Source organism: Mycobacterium sp. BK086, from assembly GCA_004362315.1.
Lineage (GTDB): Bacteria > Actinomycetota > Actinomycetes > Mycobacteriales > Mycobacteriaceae > Mycobacterium.
In genome coordinates this window covers 661195-680211 of record SNWL01000003.1, presented here as the reverse complement: position 1 = coordinate 680211, position 19017 = coordinate 661195, and the positions used below count along the sequence as shown (strand labels likewise).

At 67.2% G+C, this 19017-nt stretch carries 15 protein-coding genes; 11 read left to right on the top strand and 4 right to left on the bottom strand.

Going from position 1 to position 19017, the window contains the following annotated elements; translation table 11 throughout:
* Positions 1–3 precede the first annotated feature (3 nt).
* The 4 genes from EV580_RS03255 (at position 4) to recX (ending at position 3056) form a co-directional block, all read left to right on the top strand.
* On the top strand, positions 4–1170 hold the full coding sequence (locus tag EV580_RS03255) for a glycosyltransferase (protein WP_133689693.1): 1167 nt from the start codon (positions 4–6) through the stop codon (positions 1168–1170).
* Between the two features lies 1 nt (position 1171).
* Positions 1172–1366, top strand: coding sequence for a DUF3046 domain-containing protein (locus EV580_RS03250; RefSeq protein ID WP_133689692.1), 195 nt, complete (start codon positions 1172–1174; stop codon positions 1364–1366).
* Positions 1367–1516: 150 nt separating this feature from the next.
* Positions 1517–2569: a recombinase RecA gene (gene recA, locus EV580_RS03245; protein ID WP_133689691.1), complete on the top strand. Its 1053-nt coding sequence runs from the start codon at positions 1517–1519 to the stop codon at positions 2567–2569.
* Entirely contained in the window at positions 2538–3056 is a 519-nt protein-coding gene (gene recX / locus EV580_RS03240) for a recombination regulator RecX (RefSeq protein ID WP_133691008.1), read from the top strand. The genes recA and recX overlap by 32 nt, the downstream gene beginning before the upstream one ends.
* Position 3057: 1 nt before the next feature.
* On the opposite strand, the gene EV580_RS03235 is transcribed toward recX, so the two are convergent.
* The 4 genes from EV580_RS03235 to EV580_RS03220 all read right to left on the bottom strand — a co-directional run bounded on the left by EV580_RS03235 (position 3058) and on the right by EV580_RS03220 (position 6000).
* Positions 3058–3630 carry a DUF305 domain-containing protein gene (locus EV580_RS03235; protein ID WP_133689690.1) on the bottom strand — a complete coding sequence of 191 codons (573 nt, stop codon included), beginning with the start codon at positions 3628–3630 and terminating at the stop codon, positions 3058–3060.
* A gap of 83 nt (positions 3631–3713) precedes the next feature.
* The gene (locus EV580_RS03230; RefSeq protein ID WP_133689689.1) at positions 3714–5000 is read right to left on the bottom strand and encodes a cytochrome P450 family protein; all 1287 of its coding nucleotides are present in this window, start codon (positions 4998–5000) and stop codon (positions 3714–3716) included.
* A gap of 35 nt (positions 5001–5035) precedes the next feature.
* A complete protein-coding gene (locus EV580_RS03225) occupies positions 5036–5347 on the bottom strand; it encodes a hypothetical protein (protein WP_133689688.1) in 312 nt (103 codons plus the stop codon).
* Positions 5344–6000: a DJ-1/PfpI family protein gene (locus EV580_RS03220; protein ID WP_133689687.1), complete on the bottom strand. Its 657-nt coding sequence runs from the start codon at positions 5998–6000 to the stop codon at positions 5344–5346. Before EV580_RS03220 ends, EV580_RS03225 begins: the two co-directional genes overlap by 4 nt.
* 87 nt (positions 6001–6087) lie before the next feature.
* Here EV580_RS03220 and EV580_RS03215 point away from each other — a divergent pair, with 87 nt between their 5' ends.
* The 7 genes from EV580_RS03215 (at position 6088) to EV580_RS03185 (ending at position 19017) form a co-directional block, all read left to right on the top strand.
* Entirely contained in the window at positions 6088–6909 is an 822-nt protein-coding gene (locus tag EV580_RS03215) for a TIGR03560 family F420-dependent LLM class oxidoreductase (protein ID WP_133689686.1), read from the top strand.
* 255 nt (positions 6910–7164) lie between these two features.
* Positions 7165–7566 carry a hypothetical protein gene (locus tag EV580_RS03210; RefSeq protein WP_133689685.1) on the top strand — a complete coding sequence of 134 codons (402 nt, stop codon included), beginning with the start codon at positions 7165–7167 and terminating at the stop codon, positions 7564–7566.
* An 8-nt stretch (positions 7567–7574) separates the two neighbouring features.
* Complete coding sequence (locus EV580_RS03205; protein WP_133689684.1) at positions 7575–9320, top strand: M64 family metallopeptidase; 1746 nt, start codon at positions 7575–7577, stop codon at positions 9318–9320.
* A gap of 21 nt (positions 9321–9341) precedes the next feature.
* Positions 9342–9590, top strand: coding sequence for a hypothetical protein (locus EV580_RS03200; RefSeq protein ID WP_133689683.1), 249 nt, complete (start codon positions 9342–9344; stop codon positions 9588–9590).
* 19 nt (positions 9591–9609) lie between these two features.
* Positions 9610–10818 (top strand): M14 family zinc carboxypeptidase, encoded by a 1209-nt coding sequence (locus EV580_RS03195; RefSeq protein WP_166654570.1) that lies wholly within the window; start codon positions 9610–9612, stop codon positions 10816–10818.
* A gap of 19 nt (positions 10819–10837) precedes the next feature.
* Complete coding sequence (locus tag EV580_RS33590; RefSeq protein WP_166654569.1) at positions 10838–15946, top strand: hypothetical protein; 5109 nt, start codon at positions 10838–10840, stop codon at positions 15944–15946.
* Entirely contained in the window at positions 15943–19017 is a 3075-nt protein-coding gene (locus EV580_RS03185) for a hypothetical protein (protein WP_133689681.1), read from the top strand. The genes EV580_RS33590 and EV580_RS03185 overlap by 4 nt, the downstream gene beginning before the upstream one ends.

Below are 19017 nucleotides of genomic sequence, written 5' to 3'. Positions count from 1 at the left end.
CCCGTGCGTGTCGCGGTGGTGGCCGGCCCGGATCCTGGCCATGCGTTTCCCGCGATCGCGTTGTGCCTGCGTCTGGCCGCCGCCGGGGACGACCCCGTTCTGCTGACCGGCACCGAATGGCTCGAGACGGCGCGGGCGGCCGGCATTGAGTCCGTCGAACTCGTGGGCCTGGACTTGGAAGTCGGCGACGACGACACCGACGCCGGCGAGAAGATCCACCAGCGCGCGGCGCGGATGGCGGTGCTCAACGTGCCGGTGCTGCGCGAGTTGGCGCCCGATCTCGTCGTCTCCGACGTCATCACCGTCTGCGGTGGGATGGCAGCTGAACTGCTCGACATTGCGTGGGTCGAACTGAATCCGCACCCGCTGTACCTGCCGTCACGCGGCCTGCCACCGCTGGGCAGCGGGCTGGCGCCGGGCACCGGTATCCGGGGCCGGCTTCGGGACTCGGTCATGCGTGCCCTGACCGCCCGGTCCTTGAAGGCGGGGTTGCGCCAGCGCTCGGCGGTGCGGGTCGAGATCGGCCTGCCGGCGATCGAACCGGGTCCGGCTCGCCGGCTGATCGCCACCCTGCCCGCGCTGGAGGTGCCGCGCCCGGACTGGCCCGCCGAGGCCGTCGTCGTCGGACCGCTGCATTTCGAGCCGACCGCCGCGGTGTTGCCGATCCCGCCGGGGGAGGGCCCGGTGATCGTGGTGGCGCCGTCGACCGCGACGACGGGAGCCCAGGGGGTGGCCGAGCTCGCTTTGGAACACCTGGTTCCGGGGCGCACGCTGCCCGCGGGTTCGCGCGTGGTGATCTCTCGCCTCGGCGGCCAAGACCTGGAGGTCCCGCCGTGGGCGAGTGTCGGGCTCGGCCGCCAGGACGAGCTGCTGGGCCACGCCGATCTGGTGGTGTGTGGAGGCGGGCACGGGATGCTGGCCAAGACTCTGCTCGCCGGGGTGCCGATGGTGGTGCTGCCCGGCGGTGGCGACCAATGGGAGTTGGCGAATCGTGTTGTGCGGCAAGGCAGTGCGCGCCTGATCCGGCCGCTGTCGGCCGAGGCGCTGGTGACCGAGGTGGGAGAGGTGCTGGCGTCGCCGGGGTACCGGGAGGCGGCCCGGCGCGCGGGTGAGAGCATCGGTCAGGTCACCGATCCGGTACAGGTGTGCCATGAATCGGTAGGTTGGTGACGTGCGGCTGACGGAATTCCATGAACTGGTCGACGGGCAGTTCGGCCCGGTTCGCGGGGGCTCGCTGGTGGTCGATCACGTGCTGGCCCAGCTGGGCGGACGCACCGCCGCGCAGGCTATCGAGGACGGCGTGGAGCCCCGCGACGTGTGGCGGGCGCTGTGCGCGGACTTCGACGTGCCGCGCGATCAGTGGTAGCCGACACGCTCGGCGCGCCTTGCTTGCTTTCGAACACCTGTTCGCTATCGTGGTCCGTGTTCGACCGTCGGGTTTTGTCGGTGGCCTGATTTAGCGTCACGGCCAATCGACCAAAACGGTCAGAGGACGACTACCGGAAGAGGTATCACCATGGCTCCGCAGGCACCCGATCGCGAGAAGGCCCTCGAGCTGGCGCTCGCGCAGATCGACAAGAACTTCGGCAAGGGTTCGGTGATGCGCCTCGGCGACGAGGTGCGCCAGCCCATCTCGGTCATCCCGACCGGATCCATCGCGCTGGACGTCGCACTCGGCATCGGCGGACTGCCGCGCGGCCGCGTCGTCGAGATCTACGGCCCGGAATCCTCGGGTAAGACCACCGTCGCACTGCACGCGGTGGCCAATGCGCAGGCGGCCGGCGGTATCGCGGCCTTCATCGACGCCGAGCACGCGCTGGATCCGGACTACGCCAAGAAGCTCGGGGTGGACACCGACGCACTGCTGGTCAGCCAGCCCGACACCGGTGAGCAGGCGCTCGAGATCGCCGACATGCTGGTGCGTTCCGGCGCCATCGACCTCATCGTCATCGACTCGGTGGCCGCCCTGGTGCCCCGCGCCGAGATCGAGGGCGAGATGGGTGACAGCCACGTCGGCCTGCAGGCCCGCCTGATGAGCCAGGCGCTGCGCAAGATGACCGGCGCGCTGAACAACTCGGGCACCACCGCGATCTTCATCAACCAGCTGCGCGAGAAGATCGGCGTGATGTTCGGCTCGCCCGAAACCACCACCGGCGGTAAGGCTTTGAAGTTCTACGCCTCGGTGCGCCTGGATGTGCGACGGATCGAGACGCTGAAGGACGGCACCGACGCGGTGGGTAACCGCACCCGCGTCAAGGTCGTCAAGAACAAGGTCTCGCCGCCGTTCAAGCAGGCCGAATTCGACATCCTCTACGGCAAGGGCATCAGCCGCGAGGGCTCGCTCATCGACATGGGCGTCGACCAGGGCTTCATCCGCAAGTCCGGATCGTGGTTCACCTACGAGGGCGAGCAGCTCGGGCAGGGCAAAGAGAACGCCCGGAATTTCATGATGGAGAACCCCGACGTCGCCAACGAGATCGAGAAGAAGATCAAAGAGAAGCTCGGTATCGGTGCGGTGATGACCGATGGGCCCATCGATGACGTTCTCCCCGCCCCAGTCGACTTCTGAGACCCGCGAGGAGCAGGCGCACGCACTGTGTTTGCGCCTGCTCACCGTGCGGTCGCGGACGCGATCTGAACTCGCCGGGCAACTGGCCAAGCGGGGCTACTCCGACGAGGTCGCCGCGACGACACTGAATCGGTTGGCCGCCGTCGGCTTGATCGACGATGCGGACTTTGCCGAACAATGGGTGCGCTCACGACGGCAACGAGCCGGAAAAGGCAAGCGCGCCTTGGCTGCTGAGCTTCGGACCAAAGGCGTCGACGACGACCTGATCGCCGCGGCGCTCGACGGGATCGACGCCGGTGCCGAACGGCAGCGTGCCGAAGAGCTGGTGGAGCAGAAGTTGCGCCGGGAGAAACTCGACGGCGACGACGACGCCAAGGTGATGCGCAGGCTGGTCGGCATGCTGGCCCGGCGTGGCTACAACCAGAGCATGGCCGTGGCCGTGGTCAGCGAAGGGCTGGCGGCCGAGCGGGACCGCCGGCGGGTCTAGGTCAGGGCGATCCCAGCAGCGTCTTCATGGTGCTGATCTGCCGTTCCTGAGTGGCCTCGTTGCCGCCTGCGGCCGCCACGGTCGCGCGGTAGGTGCCATGGTCGACCTCGGTCTTGCTCAGGGCGAGGGTGCGCTCGCGGTTGGCGATCATCTGCTCGAGGTAGAGCTTGGCGGCCCGACTCGGATCGGCGGCCTGCAGGTCAGCGGCCGACTGGTGAGTTGCCAGCTCCGCTGCGCCGTTCTTCACGGCGGCCGGAGCTCCCCAGTCGTTCAGCCAGCCCTGCAACTGGGCGATTTCCGGGCGATCATTCTCCTGTATGGCGGTGGCGATGTCCGCAACACCGCGGTCGACACCAGGCTTGGCCAGTAGTGCGTCGCTCAGGGTGACCGCTTGTCGTTCAAGGGGAATCAGCTGCTGAACGAAGGCGACGTCGGCATCGTTGTGCTCCTCGTATCCGACCGGCTGGGCGGGCGGAGCTTGTTGTGATGTGGTGGCAGTTCGCAACGAGCATCCAGCGAGCACGCTGAACGCGATCAGAGCACCTGCACCGGCCTTGGCCAACTGTTTCGACATGTCGGTATCCCTCCGCGGCAACGGGTACCCACCGTGCGACACCGCGCAACCCCGCGATCGCCGGTAGTGAAGAGAATCACGGCTCAGCGCGTTGTGTAGCCGACCGGGCAGGGATCGGCCGCGCGCGCCACGCCGCCGATCTGAGCGGGCACCGGACGTGGGTAGTCACTCCACTCCGGCTTCATGTCGTAGCGACCCACGAGGCGGGTCATCGCCATTGTCATCGCGGCTAACGAAAAGGGCTGTGCTGGACAGGAATGCCTGCCGTGCCCGAAGGCAGTCACCAGCATCGGTGATGGCAACGCGCTTGAATCGGCGAGCCGGTGCCGGTGCCACCGACTGGGATCCCAATTCTCCAAGCCGGCCGCCGCCGACGTGTTCAGCAGCGGCAGGAGCGTCGCGATGGTCCAGCCCTTCGGTACGTCGACCACACCTGCGCCGGTGTCGAATGCGACGGGTTCGAGTACGGCGCGGGACATGATCGAACGCTGTGCCAGCCGGGTGCTTTCGAGCGCGCAGCTGGTAGCGAGGTCGCGATCCCCGGCCGCGACGAGGCGGAGGTGCTCGGGATGCACGATCAGGTCGACGAGCGCCCAGCCGAGCGCTGCCATCAGGTTCGACATCGAGGCGATGTGGATGAGCGCGACGTCCATCGCAATGCCGCGGTTGCGGACGTCTGGCGGCTCCGAAGCCCAGGCGTCGACGATGCGGCTGAATAATCCATCGCCGACCTCCGGTGTCGAATCATGCTGCCGCAGTGACACTTCCATGATCTCGGAGATTTCCGCCAAGGCAGCTCGCTCAGCACGCATACCCGAGGCGGCCACGGCCGCCATCGCGTCGGGGTGAACGAAGGCGTCCGAACCGTCGAGCACGTCGAATGCGCGCACCAGCGCCTCGAACGCCTCGCCGTCGGCGCAGCCGGGGCCGGCCCACGACGCCAACCCCATGCGATGGCCGAGCCGTCGGGTCAGTGCGAACAGGTCGACGGAGCCGCTTTCGCCGAGCTCGACTTCGGTCGCGTCGAGGGCACGGTCGAGGTTCGCGAGGTAGGACGTGACGTCGTCGCGGCGAAATAGCGAGCTCGGCAGTAGTCGTCGGCCTGCGAACACCTCGTCGGGCAGCTTGCGCCGCAGCATGAGGAAATCCGCTACCCCCTTGCTCGCCGCTTCTTCGGCGAGTGCGTAGAACGATTCGACGCCGGTGGGGGAGAAGGTGAAGAGGTACCGATCGCCCCCGCTCTCCACCACGAACGTGTCGCCGCAGCGTTCGCGGGCCGCGGCGATCGCACCCACCGCATCGTCGACTGCGACATCCCATGGCAGCCCGACACCGTCGGCGACGGGCAGGACGTCGAGCGGGTTCGGCACTCGCTGACGATACCTTTGCGACTGGCTGGCTCGGGTCAGGTTCGGCGTTGGCCGGTGACCGCGGTTCGGGGTAGCCGGCCAGCGCGGGAGTGGCCTTTCAGTTGGTCGGAGTGCACCTGCACGTCGAAATCAAGCTTCAATCGCATTGGTTTGGTGACGGTTTGACGCCAGGTGACTCGTTCGCCGTCGGCTGTTGGCGCGACGACGATGTCGCTGAGCGGCACGGTTTCGTCCTTGCCCGCCGCGGTTCCGGCGACGCCTTCGTCGTGTTGGGTGAAGCTGTAGACGACATGAAGTGTGCCGATTGGAGTCTTGATCGCGACGTCCCAGTCGCCGAGGATGCTCACACCGCCACCGGGACTCGGCCGGTGTTGGTCCACACCGTTCCGCGCCGCTCGTAGGCGAACATGTCCTCGACGGCCAAAGCCACTCGGGGACCATAACTTCGGTGCAGCAGGTGCAGGGCGAGGTCCAGGCCCGATGTCACGCCGCCGGCGCTCACCAGATCGCCGTCATCGACCACCCTGGCCTGGATCGGCGTGGCGCCGGTGGCTTCCAGGACGTCGATGCCGAGGTGGTGGGTGTTTGCGTTGCGGCCCTCGATGAGTCCCGCCATCGCCAACGCGAGCGACCCGCCGCAGACCGTGGCCACCGTGATGTCCGGGTTGTCGAACGCCTTGCGCAGCAATGGGACTGCCGCGGTTTCGCCAAATCGGGCCAGCAGGACCGGGATGGTCTCGACACCCTCGTCGGGATCGCCCTCGATGGGTCCGGACGCGCCGGGCACGATGATGTAGCCCGGCTTGGCGGGGTCGAGCTGACCGGTGGCTTCGATCACCAACCCGCGGGTGCCGCTTGTGACGGGCCGCGGGCCTTCGGCAGTGACCATCTCGACCACCAGCTCGCCGCCGACGGCATCGCTACCGGCGGCGAGCACTTCGAAGGGAGCGATGGCGTCGAGGGGATCGAATCCGTCGAACAGGACTATCTGTGCATGCATGCCGACATCGTCGGATGCAGCGGCCGGTCACCAACAGTGGCGCGGTTGACAGCTGGCGATGGGATCTTGCCAACGTAGGCTGCAGGCATGCGGATCTCGGCCAAGCTCGCACCCACGTTCACCTATCCCGAGCTCGAGCAGTTCTGGCGCGCTGCCGACGAGCTCGGCTTCGAGGCGATCTGGAATTACGACCACTTCTACGGTTTGGCCGAGAACGCCGCACCGACGCACGAGGGGTGGACAATGCTGGCCGCGATGGCGGTGGTGATCCAGCGAGCCCGCATCGGTTGCATGGTCACCGGCGTGACGTATCGCAACCCGGCGATCCTGGCGAAGATGGCTGTCACCGTCGATCACATCAGTGGTGGGCGGCTGGACTTCGGTATCGGGGCGGGCTGGCACGAGGCCGAGCATCTCGGGTACGGCATCGAATTTCCCAGTGCGGGAACGCGAGTCGCGATGCTGGACGAGGCTTTGACGGTGATCCGCCGGCTGTGGACCGAGGAGACGGTCGCGTTCGAGGGCCGGTTCTACACGCTGAATGACGCGCTCTGCGAACCCAAGCCGATCCAGCGGCCGCACCCCCCGATCGTCGTTGGGGGATCGCAGCCCAAGATGTTGCGGGTCATCGCGCGTCACGCCGACGAATGGAACATGCCCAGCCATGGCGCCCCGCAGCTCTGGGGCGATGCGAGTGTGCGGCTGACCGAGGCGTGCGAAGAGGTCGGCCGGGACCCTGCCACGATCCGCCGCTCGGTTCAGGTCTTCCTGTATCCGGACCAACCCGAGCAGGTCGAGGAGCAGTTGGATCTGCTGCCGCAGTTCGCGGAGCTGGGCTGTGAGCATGCGGTATTGAGCTTCTACCAGCCGCCGCCAGCCGAGCTGTTGGAGCGGTGCGCAGCACTCTGACCTTCGTACTACTCATCGTGCTACGTGGGGAAGCTCGCGTTTTTAAGTAGGCCGCTACTTGTGGCGGGCTTGTTCCGCCGTCCTATCGTGAACGGGGGGCAGTGTTCGGGTCATCGACATCGAACCTGCGGGGAGGGGGATCGTCATGTGCAACCGATCTGGCGGCGATGTGCTTGCTCGGCAAAACGGGCCGCTATCTCCTGATATTGCTGTGTGACAACGGAATACGGATACCAAATAGGCAGGAGCAGCGCAATGCCTGACGACCCTCCCAGCCAAGACCTGACATGGCGATTCAGCATGGCCTTCGATGGCGCGGCGCTCGCGGTCACCGACGTCGCCAACGTGGAAATGCGTACTGGCCCGTCTGACCGGACTGACGATATCAGTGGCTTCGCCGGGTTCTGGTACGAGCTACGCGACACAAACGATGCTGTGCTCTTCCGCAGGATCTCCGAAAACCCGATGTCTCCGCACTACGAAATACCCACCGAGGATGGAACTTTCGTTCGTGCGAAGAGTGATGAGTCAGCTGGTTCGTTCGACTTGCTCACGCCGGCGCTCGGGAACGCCACGACCCTCGTCATCTTTGGGCCCGACCCGGTGGACAACGACCAGGGCATCGCGGCAGTCGCGTTGGCCACCGTCGAACTCTAGGACGCGCAATGACTGAACACGATGGCGCCATCATCGGCAGCCAAATCGTACGAGAACACGGACCTGCCGCGCGTCGCTTCAATGTGATGGTTGCCGCCGATGGCTTCCGGGAAGTCGACCAGGCGGCCTTCGCCGCCGGTGTCCTACAGTTCGTCAACACCCTTTTCGCAACGCCGCCCTTCGATATCTACCGAACGGCCATCAACGTGTACCGCCTCGACGTCACATCCACCGATGCCGGCGCCGATGATCCGGCCGGGGAACCGTGTCGGGGAACCGGTGCTGTCGCCCGCACATTCTTCGACTCGACGTTCTGCCTTGACGGCGAGATACACCGACTGCTCGGTCCGCACCGTGCGGACGCCGACAGGGTCGAGGCGGCGGCCAAGGCCGCGCTGCCTCAGACGAGTCAGCCGATGCTGCTGGTCAACAGCCCCCAATACGGAGGTTCGGGCGGCAAAGTCGCGACCTTCTCACTGCACCCGGATTCCGCGCGCATCGCGATCCACGAAATGGGTCATTCGTCCTTTGGGCTCGCGGACGAGTATCCGACCTACAAAGGGTGTGGCGAAACAGACCCGGCGCATGACGCCTACACCGGCGGCGAGCCGTCTCAGGCCAACATCACAGCGTCGACGGCATGGTCGACGGTCAAGTGGCACGACTCGCTCACCGTGGCAGACACCGCACTGCCCACGTTGAAGAATCCGAACTGCACTCATTGCGATACGCGTGCCAATCCGTTGGGTCCGCGCGATGTCGGTGCCTATGAAGGCGGATTGAACTTCCACTGCGGTATTTTCCGCCCGTCCTACGACTGCAAGATGCAGACTCTCGCCGCACCGTTCTGCCCGGTGTGCCAAAAACAAATCTCAGGAACCCTGTCCCGCTTCGCGCACCGCCCTGAAGAAGTCTTACGGGAGGGGTGGTCGCTGGGATGGACGCATTTCGTTCCGTTTGACCTGGCCGGTGTGTGCCACATGTTGTCCTACAAGCTGCAGAGCGGCGGCGTCAGTATCGACCGGTTGCGCGCGGATGCCAGCGGCTGGGACAACAGGATGGGGTCGACGTGGGGTGGCAAGTGGACCGGCATCACCGCGTTGAAGTCGACGGCCGGAGCGCATCTGCTGCTCTACCGCGCGTCGACGGGCGGGGTCGAACTGGACGACGTCAGCGCCGACGGGGCTGATGTCACTACTCGGTGGACGGCGAACTGGTCGACCGGGTGGACACACTTCACGCCATTCACTTTGGGCGGCAACCAGTTCCTGCTGTCGTACAAACAAGCCACCGGCAGTGTGGCGATCGATCAGCTGCTGTCCAACGGTTCGGGATTCAAGAACACGATGGGGTCGACATGGTCGTCGGGCTGGACCCACTTCGTGCCGCTGAGTACCGGACCCAGCCAGCGGCTGCTTCTCTATGACACCGCCGCCGGAAGAGCCCAACTGTGCAGGATTTCACCGGACGGCCAAGACGTCACCACGACCGCCAACTTCACCTGGAGCCCGGGCTGGACCGCCTTCACACCGTTCACCCGGTTCGGCGACACCTTCTACGTTGCCTATCGCGCCGGCGACGGGCTGATGTCGGTGGACCGAGTGCGGCCGGACGGAACCGGCGTGGACACGTTGCTATATCGCAATTGGCAACCCGGCTGGAGCCTGTTTGCTCAGCTGCATATCGGCGACGAGCCGTACGAGGTTGCCTACAAGGGTGCTGACGGCACCGCGGCGATCGACCACATCTGGTAACCAACCGAAAGCGGGGCCGAAATGGTCGCATGCGCATTGATCAGCGGCACACAAGAAGCGATGGCCGGTTTGGTCACCGTCGCTGACGTGTCCTTGGTTCGGGCAACGGCGAGTGAGGTGGCGGACGGGCAATGGAGTGTCGTCGCCTACGCGCCGGTCGAAACGCTCGACACGTTGGTGGCACTGGATTACGAGGTCTCGATTCTTCGTGACGAGGTCGCACTGCAGCAGCGGTGGGATGCCATCGACAACCAGATCGAAGACGAATAGATCAGGAAGAAGGCGGGCGATGGCCTACAAGAAATCCGCAGCGATCGCCAATGCGGTCACCGCACTCGAGGCAAACTTCTCGTTCAACTGCACACGCTTCACCCTCAATCACCTGACCGCCCAGGACAATCAGCCGGTACCGTTCGTCAAGATCAACACGGGAGTCGCGGACGCGATACCGGTGCTCTTCACCGGCGGCGTCCACAGCCGCGAGCTGGCGCCACCTGATGCGCTGTTGTCGTTCTGCAACCAGCTGCTGAGCGCGTTCACCAACGGAACCGACATCACTTATCCCGCGTTCACCGACGCCACCGGGGTGGTCTACGACGAGTTCGTCATACCGCTTGCGACGGTCAATGCCATCTTCAGCACGATCGACCTGTACGTAGTGCCCTGCGTCAATCCGGATGGCCGTGACTTGGTTTTGTCCAGCAGCGCATCCTTCAACCGGCTGTGGCGCAAGAACCGCCGTCCCGGCCCGGGGTGCGAGGGCGTGGACCTCAATCGGAACTTCCCGATCGCCTGGGATCAGGACATCTACTATTCGCCCGCCGCGGCACCGGCAGCCCACACGTCGAAGAATCCGTGCAGTGAGATCTTCCGCGGCTACACCGTGGCGCCGCCGCCGGATGGACCGTCGATCGAGCCCGAAACGATGAACCTCATGGAGCTGATCACCCAGACGGGTATCACCTACCTGGTGGACGTACACATGTTCGGGCGAACCATCCTGTACCCGTGGGGAATTGAACAGAACCAGTCTGTCGACCAGACGCAGAGCTTCCTGAACCCGTTGTTCGATTTCCAGCGCGACGGGGTCGTGCCCAACGGCACCTACGCCGAGTACATCCCCGACAACTTCGCGGATGCCCGCGGACCGTTGCTGTCGCGGCACCAGTCGTTGGCCGCCTCGATGGCGACGGCGATCGCGGCATCCGCCGGAAGTGACGCCACGGCAATCCAACGCTCGACCTACATCCCGCAGCCGTCCTCGCTGTTGTATCCGACCACCGGCGCATTCGACGACTTCACGTTCAGCCGTCAATTCGCCGATCCGCTGTTGCTCAACACCCACACGTTCACCCTGGAAGCCGGCTGGGAGTTGGGGCAAAATCCGTCGGACCCCGATGACGACGACGGCGGATACTGGCCCGATTCGAGCATGCAATACCCCAAGGTGGAACGAGAGATCCACGCCGCGCTGTTCGGGCTCTTGTCCGCGATCTGAACGACTACGGGGTGAGTAGATGAACTCGTTGCTCGACGTCATCCGTCAGAACCTGATCGCGGCGAGCACGGTCGTGCCTGCCGATATCGCGACCGTGCTCGACTCGTTGACAGTCGACGGGCCGTTCCCGCCGGCCGGCGGGGCATTCGATGCCACAGGCTCCGGGGCCAGCATCCCGGGCGCACTGGATTCCCCGCTCAGCGGCACGGTGCACTGCACGCTGTCTCAACCGGCCGGGGGCGGTGGCGGTTTCGTCGTGCGGGTCACCGGCGCCGTTGCGGGCGCCGGTACGCCGATCGCCGAGGTGCAGGCCGCGAACCGCGATGATCTGGCCACCGAACCGCCCCGCGCCTCGATGACGCCGAGCGGTGCACCGATGACGGTCGCATTCGCCGGGGACCTGGTCATCAGCGGCTCACCAGCGCATCCCACGAGCGTGACACCGGATGCCGGTGCCCGCGCGGTTCTGTCGTCGCGTCACCTGGTGCTTCCCGGGGGCTTCGGACTGAGTCTGCCCAGCTCCGAGATTGCGCTGAGCAACAGTGGCCCGGCGCTTGGCGCGATCGAATTGATCCTCCCCACAGCACTTCCCATCGTCGGTGGCCTGGTACTGCCCGTCGACCTGTCCGCCGTCGCGCACGGCACCGATATCACTGTGCAGGTGCCGCGCACTCCGGCGGGACCGGATGGTCCGCACGTCTCCGGCACCGTGACCTTCCACCTCGGGACGCGTGCATCGTTGTCCGACCTGGTGCCCATCGCGATATCGGCCGTGTTGGAGCTGCCCGGTGGCGGTTCACCGTTCGGCGCAACAGGACCGCATGTGCCCGAGACGATTCGGGTGCGTGTCACTGCCTCACGCCCGCCGGAAGATCCGGCCGCGGTGCAGGTCGCGGTGACGGCGGAATCCGATGGGATCGCCGGGCTGGCCCATATCGGCGAATCCGGGGATGCGGCGGCGATCGCGGCCGGCGTCACCACGGTGCTCGGGACCGCGATGGCAGCCCGCGGTGGCGCTCAAGGGATCGCGGCACTGGGTCTGTTGTACGCCGCGGCACGAGGTTTCGGTCCCGCATTCGCGTCCTTGGGCGGAATGGTGCTGCACGGTGTGACCCTGCAGGCATCTACCACCGACGGCAAGGTGCCGGTGACCCTGGATTTCGAAGGCGCGGTGCAGGCCAAGGAATGGAAAGTCGAGCCGCTGCTCAAGATCGGAATGAGCCGTCCGATGCGGGTGCGGTGGCGCAGCATTCGCGCGGTGATCGATGTGGCGGCGGCATCGATCGAGGATGCGATACAAGTCGATCTCCAGGGGGCGCGTCCGGATGTCGTCGACCCCGGCGGCTGGGTCGTCGACGGCCCCGGCAACTTGTTCGAGGTGATCGGCAGCCGCGGCGGCTCCGGGTCTAGCTGGTTCGAAGTGGATCTGCGCTTCACCGTGGATCTCGGCCCGGTCCGAGTCTCCGGAGCGACGATCCGCGCGACGTTCGCTGACGGTGCCCTCACTCCCGATATCGGCCTGCGTGGGTTGGATGCTTCCGTCGAGTTGCCCGGTGTGCTGCGCGGCGGCGGTAAGGTGACCGTTGCCGAGAAGCTCGACGTCGACCTGTGGGCCCAGATCGTGCCCTTGCGCGTCAATGCCTTTGTCGCGGTGGCGCTCGACGGACCACAGGTGAAGCTCTCGGCCGGTGTTGATCTCCCTGCTCCGATTCTGTTGGGGCCTACAGGTCTTGGCTTGTTCTCACTGGCGGCCACGATCGCCACGAACTCCGGAATCCCACTGGCCGACCCGGCCGACCCAATGAAGTCACTGCGCCGTTGGCGGCCCTGGGCAGACGACGGACTGCTTCCGCCGCCCGGCGATCTCACCCTCGGCGCCGCCGTCGTAGTGGGCACCGCCGTCGATGACGGCTTCACCGCCAACGCGCTAGGCGTTGTCGGAGTCACCGTGCCGGACTTCGCCCTACGTATCGGCCTGGACGCCGGTTTCGTGCAACAGCGTCACAACCTGGTGCCCGACCGCGACCAGATCCAAACCGACGACAACACCCCTGGTCTCACAGTGTTGGGCGGCCTGTCCGCCAACAAGAATGCGCTCGACATGGGTCTCGAAGCCCACCTGAGCGTGCCCTACCTGTTCAAGATGGACATCCCGGCCGCCGGACATTTCGACGCCGCGAGCTGGTGGCTGCACCTCGGCTCCGACGACGGCATCGGCGGGGTGCACACCGGCCGGCCCCCCGGACCCGTGAAGGCCGTCGTCTTCCCGGGGCTGGGCCCCCTACAGGTCGACGCGGGGTGGGCGTTCCTGATGATCCGGGGCAACGGAATCGACAAACTCGCCGGAACCAACCAGACCCTCAACGGTTTTGCGGTTGCCGCCGGGATCGGGTTCCGTCAGGTGTTCGGGGTCAAACCCGTCATCTGGGCCGAAGTGTCGGCCAGCCTGATCGCCGCGATCGGAACCCGCCCGGTCACCGTGTGGGCGCAGGGCCACCTCGACGGCGCTGTCGGACTGGGGCCGTTCCGCATCGGTGTCTCCGCGACCGCGACGATGCTGCTGTCGGAAGGCCACGTGGATCTGCACTTCAAAGTGTGTGCCGTCGTCGACCTGTTCTTCACCGAACTCAAAGGCTGCATCGAGATCGGCAGCGACACCACAGCATTGACCCAAGCGCCGCCACCGGATCCGTGGCCACTGCCGACGGTCACGCTGGCCGACGGCATCGGCCGGCTGCTCACCGATCCCAACCAACCCGCGGCCGGACATCTGGTGTTCGAGAACGGCGACACGCCTGCAGGGGGCTGGCAATCGACGCCGACGGTATGGCCCGACACCATCCCGCTGCTGACCTTCCCGATCGCCCCCGTCGTCGACACCGCGGCCGGAGTACGCAACGAAGTCCACGCCGGATTGTCCGGATCGGGACGCTTCCAACATGAATGGCATCTCACGCGGGTTGCGCTGGAGAGGATCACCAACGCCGGGGCCACCGGGGTACCGCTGAACACCGTGTCCGCCTGGCAGATCCCCTCGGATGTCGCTCCCGACGCGCCATCGGCCGTCACCTCCGACCAGCGGCAGCTCGCCCTACTGACCGTGCAACAAGGGCTCTCGCTGGTACATCAGGCGCCCCCGGCCGACGGCAGCATTCCGCCCAACGTCGCCCAGGGTGCCGACAAATGCCACTGGCACCCCAACGCTGAAGCGGCATGGACCTACGGCGCTGACGCGCGCCGGCTACCGCAACGGCGATCGTGGCGGGTCTTGCCCCGGGAGAACCAGATCGGGTTCCCCACAGGGTGGCCGAATTTCAGCCGTGCCGTCGGATTCGACATCGTCAGCCCGGCCGACGACCCGGGCGATCTGCTGGCAGGCCTGAGTGAGACCGGGTGGATCGACGATGGCGGCGTCGTGGCTTTCGCCGAGGCGGTCGACGCCGACGGGGCGTCCTTCGACGGGGCGCTGCGGCTGTGGGGGCGCACGTCAGCGGTCCTCGAGGAACGGCATCCGGATGCGCGGCACACCGTCGAGTTGCGGGAGCCGGTCGCCGAGGGCTACCTGCTGGTCGATACCGGCCGCGAGAACGAGGACACGCCGTGGGGGAGCGCCACCGTATTCACCGCTACCGGCAGCCGCCCCGCACCGATCGAGCCGGTGGGTGCGGGCCTCTGGCGCGTGCATCTCGCCCAGCATGGGCAGTCCAGTGCGGTTGGGGCCGAACTCAATTCGCGCGCGCTACGCCCCCTGGCGATCCTCGGACTGTACGCGCTCGCCGCAGCGATGTACGACGGCGCGAGTTCCTCGGCGTCGGACGCCGCCGCCCTGGCCGCCTTGCCGCCGGACACTCTTGTCGATGGGTCCGGCCGCGTGGTGCTCGACGCGGCCAGCCAGTACCGCATCACCGCCACACTGGCCTACCACGATCGCGTCGACGCCAAGACCAACTCGACGGCGACCGATGAGCGCACGGTGCATTGGTTCTTCCGCACCGCTGGGAAGGATCCCAAAGTCAACGCGGCCCAATCTGGTGTCGCGGGAGCCGTCGACAACACGCCGTGGGGCGACACCGTCGTCGCGGCATGGAAGAAGAACGCCGAGATCGTCTCGTACAAGACAACATCCAGGCGTGTCGACCGATTCGATCCAGGCTTTCTGTCGCGCTATCTGGATGGCTACACCCCAGCCGATCACGAGCCGTTCCACTTCACCGGCGACCCGGTGACGGCGACATTTCGCGCACCGCACATCGCGCAACTGGCCACCACAATGGGTCGCGCCATCGGCCTTGCCGCGCGGCGGACCGACCGCAGCAACAGCCCGCACATCTTCCTGATCCCCGGACTCGAGGCCGCGATCCTCGCCGCCGGAGTGCACGGGCCGGGACTGTCGGCGGCCGACCTGCTGGCGAAGGCGGCCGGCCTTGCGGGGTGCCAGTCGCTGCCCGACGGTGCGCAGCTCAGCGGCAACCTGCCCCTGCAACCGCTGACCCCGTACGAGTTGTCCGTCGGCTTGCCGCTGACCGGTCAGACATTCACGCTGGGTGACCCGGAACTGGATGGCGTCACCTTCACCACGTCGGCATACGCCGGCCCGACGCAACTGATCGAAGCATTCCAGCTGGCTGACAGCGCTCTGGCGCTGGCGTCGACACCGACCGCGCACGGGGACGTGCCGATCGGCAACGGTGGCGACGGCGCCCCTGGCGCACTGGCCGGCCTCGCCGACGGTTCGATCGCCGACGACGCCGAACTCGAACAGACCCTGGCCGCGCTCGGACTGCCTCCGCTGCGGCCCGTTCCGGCGCCACGCAGCACCGTGCTTTGGGCGCTCTCCGCGGGGCGGTGGGGCGTGGCCGGCCTGCTGCTGGAATCCTCAGAACCACTGAACCGGCCCGGACGCATGGGAATTCACGCGGCGGCGCTCGATGGCACCGTGTTCCCGGTAATGCGGGCGTCGCGCAGCGGCACCCGAGTGTTGTGGTTGCGGCACCAACCCAGCGCGCCGGCCGCGCCCGCGGCGCTGGTCGTGACCGCCGATGACCGAGGCACGGCGTTCCAGCGCCGGGTACGGGTGGAGCCTGTGCCACGATTCCTGCAGGGACCGATCAAGGCGGTACGGGCATGAGCGAGTTCTGTCATTCGATCGTCGCGCTGGGCGAGGCGGCCTACATCGACGCCGGCCAAGAGGACAGCGTGCCCGAAGGCCTGTACTGGCGAGTCACCCCGGGGGGTGTGACGGACCTGCCCGCCGGTCCAATCCTGCTGCGCCACCTGCGGGTCGAGGACCCGGTCGGGGTGGAAGCGATTGACGCCGCCACGCAACAGCCACCAGAGCCCGGCCTGCGCGTCACCCCGGACTCGCCGGTTTTGCTGCTGCCGCGCACGCCGCCCGGCGCGATGGTCGGCTGGGCGCTGATCCAGGGCGAAGGTAATCTGCGCGTCGCGGCAATCTCAGGCCGGGTCGCGGTCGGCGGCGCCTACGTGGAGATATCCGCGCGCGATCGGGAACCGTACGCCGTGGCCGCTCACGACATGGCCGGCCTGGTGGTGAGCGGTGACGGCCGCATCATCGAGTCGTCGTTCTTCGTGTTGCCCACCGATTTCGCGGCCGACATCGGCGACATCCCCGGCGATCCGCAGGTTCACGCACCGCCCGATGACATCCTGCCGCTTCACGGCTTCACCAGCCCCGGCATCCTGGCGTCCTGGAAGGACCGGATCGCGCTGGCCGCGCCCCGGCAACCGGTGCCCTATGCCCTCAACGACCCCGGCGGCCCCTGGAGTCCCGACGACGAGCTGCGCCGGGCGGAGCAGATCGCCAGATCCGGGAACTCGGTGAACGATTGGGTGCACATGGCATATGACGCGCTTGGCTCGGACGCGCGTGGCCTGATCGAGGCGGCGAGTACCGATCCGGGGGAGTCGTACCGGGTGGTCGCGGCCCAGACGGCTGCGGCAGCGCTCGGCGTCGGCTCACTCGATCCTGGAGTGGCGCGCTGGCTGGGCCGGTCCGGGATACTGCCACACGGACTGGTCAACGCGCCGTGGCAGGGCGTGCTGTTGGCGACGGTTCCTCTGCACCTCTATCGCGGGCGTCTGCCTGTCGGTGTCACGTTGGCCGACAACGCAACTGACGACGGTATCTATGACGACCGCATCAGTGCCGGTGGTGCCTATCTGGACCTTCTCAAGGAGGTCGAGTCCTGGCCATCTCATCCTGAATTCGGGTCTCCCGCAGTATTTTTGGCTCACGTTCCCTTGCCGTACTTCGCCGGGGTCACCCCGTCGCGTCCCGTCCAGCCGGTTCTGGCACCGCCGCCGTTCGGGCCCAGATGGGCACCCGACGAGCCGCGGCGCTGGGAGCAGACCATCGTCATCGGTGCGCCGCCCAGGACGGCCTACGCCTTGCGTGGACCCGTCCCGCGGTCGCCGGTGGCGTTCCTGCGCGTCGACCCGCAGCCGCAGACACTGCACCCCGAGATCGACGGCACCGGTCTAGCCGCCCCGCTGCTTCCCGGGTGGGACGACGACACCGGCGCCTCGACATTGGCGGGTAGCCAAGACGTTCCGGACGGCGATACGATGGTCCCCATCACCTGGTCTGTCGCTCTGAGCGATTGGATTGGGCGATGGGGTGACCCGGCCGGCATCGATCTGTATCCGCCCGGCCCGCTGCCACCGGCACCGCCCACCATTGACGCCGGCCTGGCCCGCCAGACCCCGGCCGGCGCGGCGCCGGCCTCCCCGGGAGTCGTACACGTGCGGTTCCGGGTGCCCACGGCGACCGTGCCGGGAGCGTTACCGTTGCGGCGCGTCAACTGGCGCGCCGATGGCACAGTCATGCCGACGCTGGACCTAACCGGGATCGTGGCGGGCCCGGATGCTGCCGCGCTATTGGTGCGTGCCGAATTCCCGGCACCGGCAACGGTTCCCGGGCAGCACCACCGCGTCACCATCGAGGCGGATGCCGAGGACAATGCGGGAACACGCTCCGGCACAGTCACATTCGAACTCGACACCAGTGACTCGCGCGCCTTGCGCCCACCCACCGTCGCCCCGCACATGCTGGCGACATCGCGGCGCGCCGCCGACCCGAGCGTGTCGGTGACGCTCACGGTGCGGGCCCCGCGTGACGACGGCGCCTATCGGTTCTACCTGGCGTCGGAATCGGCGCTACGTACCGCGGCGGCCCTGAACCCGCTGACGGCGGCGACCAGAGCGGCTCGCGCACAACAGCTCAACGTGCAGAATCCGGCGACCGCGCGAGCAGCCTCGATGCTGGCAGTGTCCGAGCCGGTCCCGGTGAAGGCCGGCGTGGCCACCGCCCGTCTCGACGTACCTGCGGGCACCGTCGACGTCCTCGCCGCCCGTGCGGTCCCGGTCACGGCCGAACTCGACACGGCCGGCCGCGTCGTCCGCGACGGTGTGGAGCCGCCGTTCGCGTCGGTCAAGCCGGTGTTCGTCGTGGTGCCCTACGACGAGGTGCCGCCCACTCCTGAGCTGACACTGACCCGGGCCGGCGAAGCCGAAGCCGCGGGCATTCCGGTGACCGCGACGGTCGTCGTTCGCGGCGTCCAGGCCGCAGTGCTCAATCGCTATGCGCAGGAACCGATTCAGGCGCGATTCGTCGAGGCATCGACCGACGGCGACCCCTGGTTCTGGCCACAGATCGCCGTCGCGGACCTGGCGCCGTCGCCGGCCGACGCGGCCGTGTTCGCCGGGACGGCGACCATCCACGTGCCGGCGTGGTCGCGTGCCGGGGTCGCCGTCGCGGTGCGCTATCCGGACGAAGACATGGTGGTGCCCGGCGTCGACGTGGTCGTCGCGCCGGAACTGAGCGCGACAGGACCGCAGGGCGACCGTGTCGAATCGCCGTGGGGCCCGATCTCGGTTCCGGCCTGGATCGACGTCGACGGTGTCGAACCCGGGGTCGGGGCGGAGTCGGAAGTGGCCGGCCCCGTGCACGTTCGGGCCACCGACCTACCGCAGCTGGTGCCGGGCGCCCCCACGTTCGTGATGCACGTGTACAGCGCGGCGAGCGGCGCTCTGCTGGAGGTGGCGGCCGGAGCGGTGACACCGCTGCAGCCGGAGTTGAATGTGGACCCGTTGGCTCTCGGAGGCATCGGGGCGCAATTCAGTGTGGTCTTCGAGACACCCTTCGGCGCCCTGCTCAGCCCGCTTTCCGTCTCGGTCTGA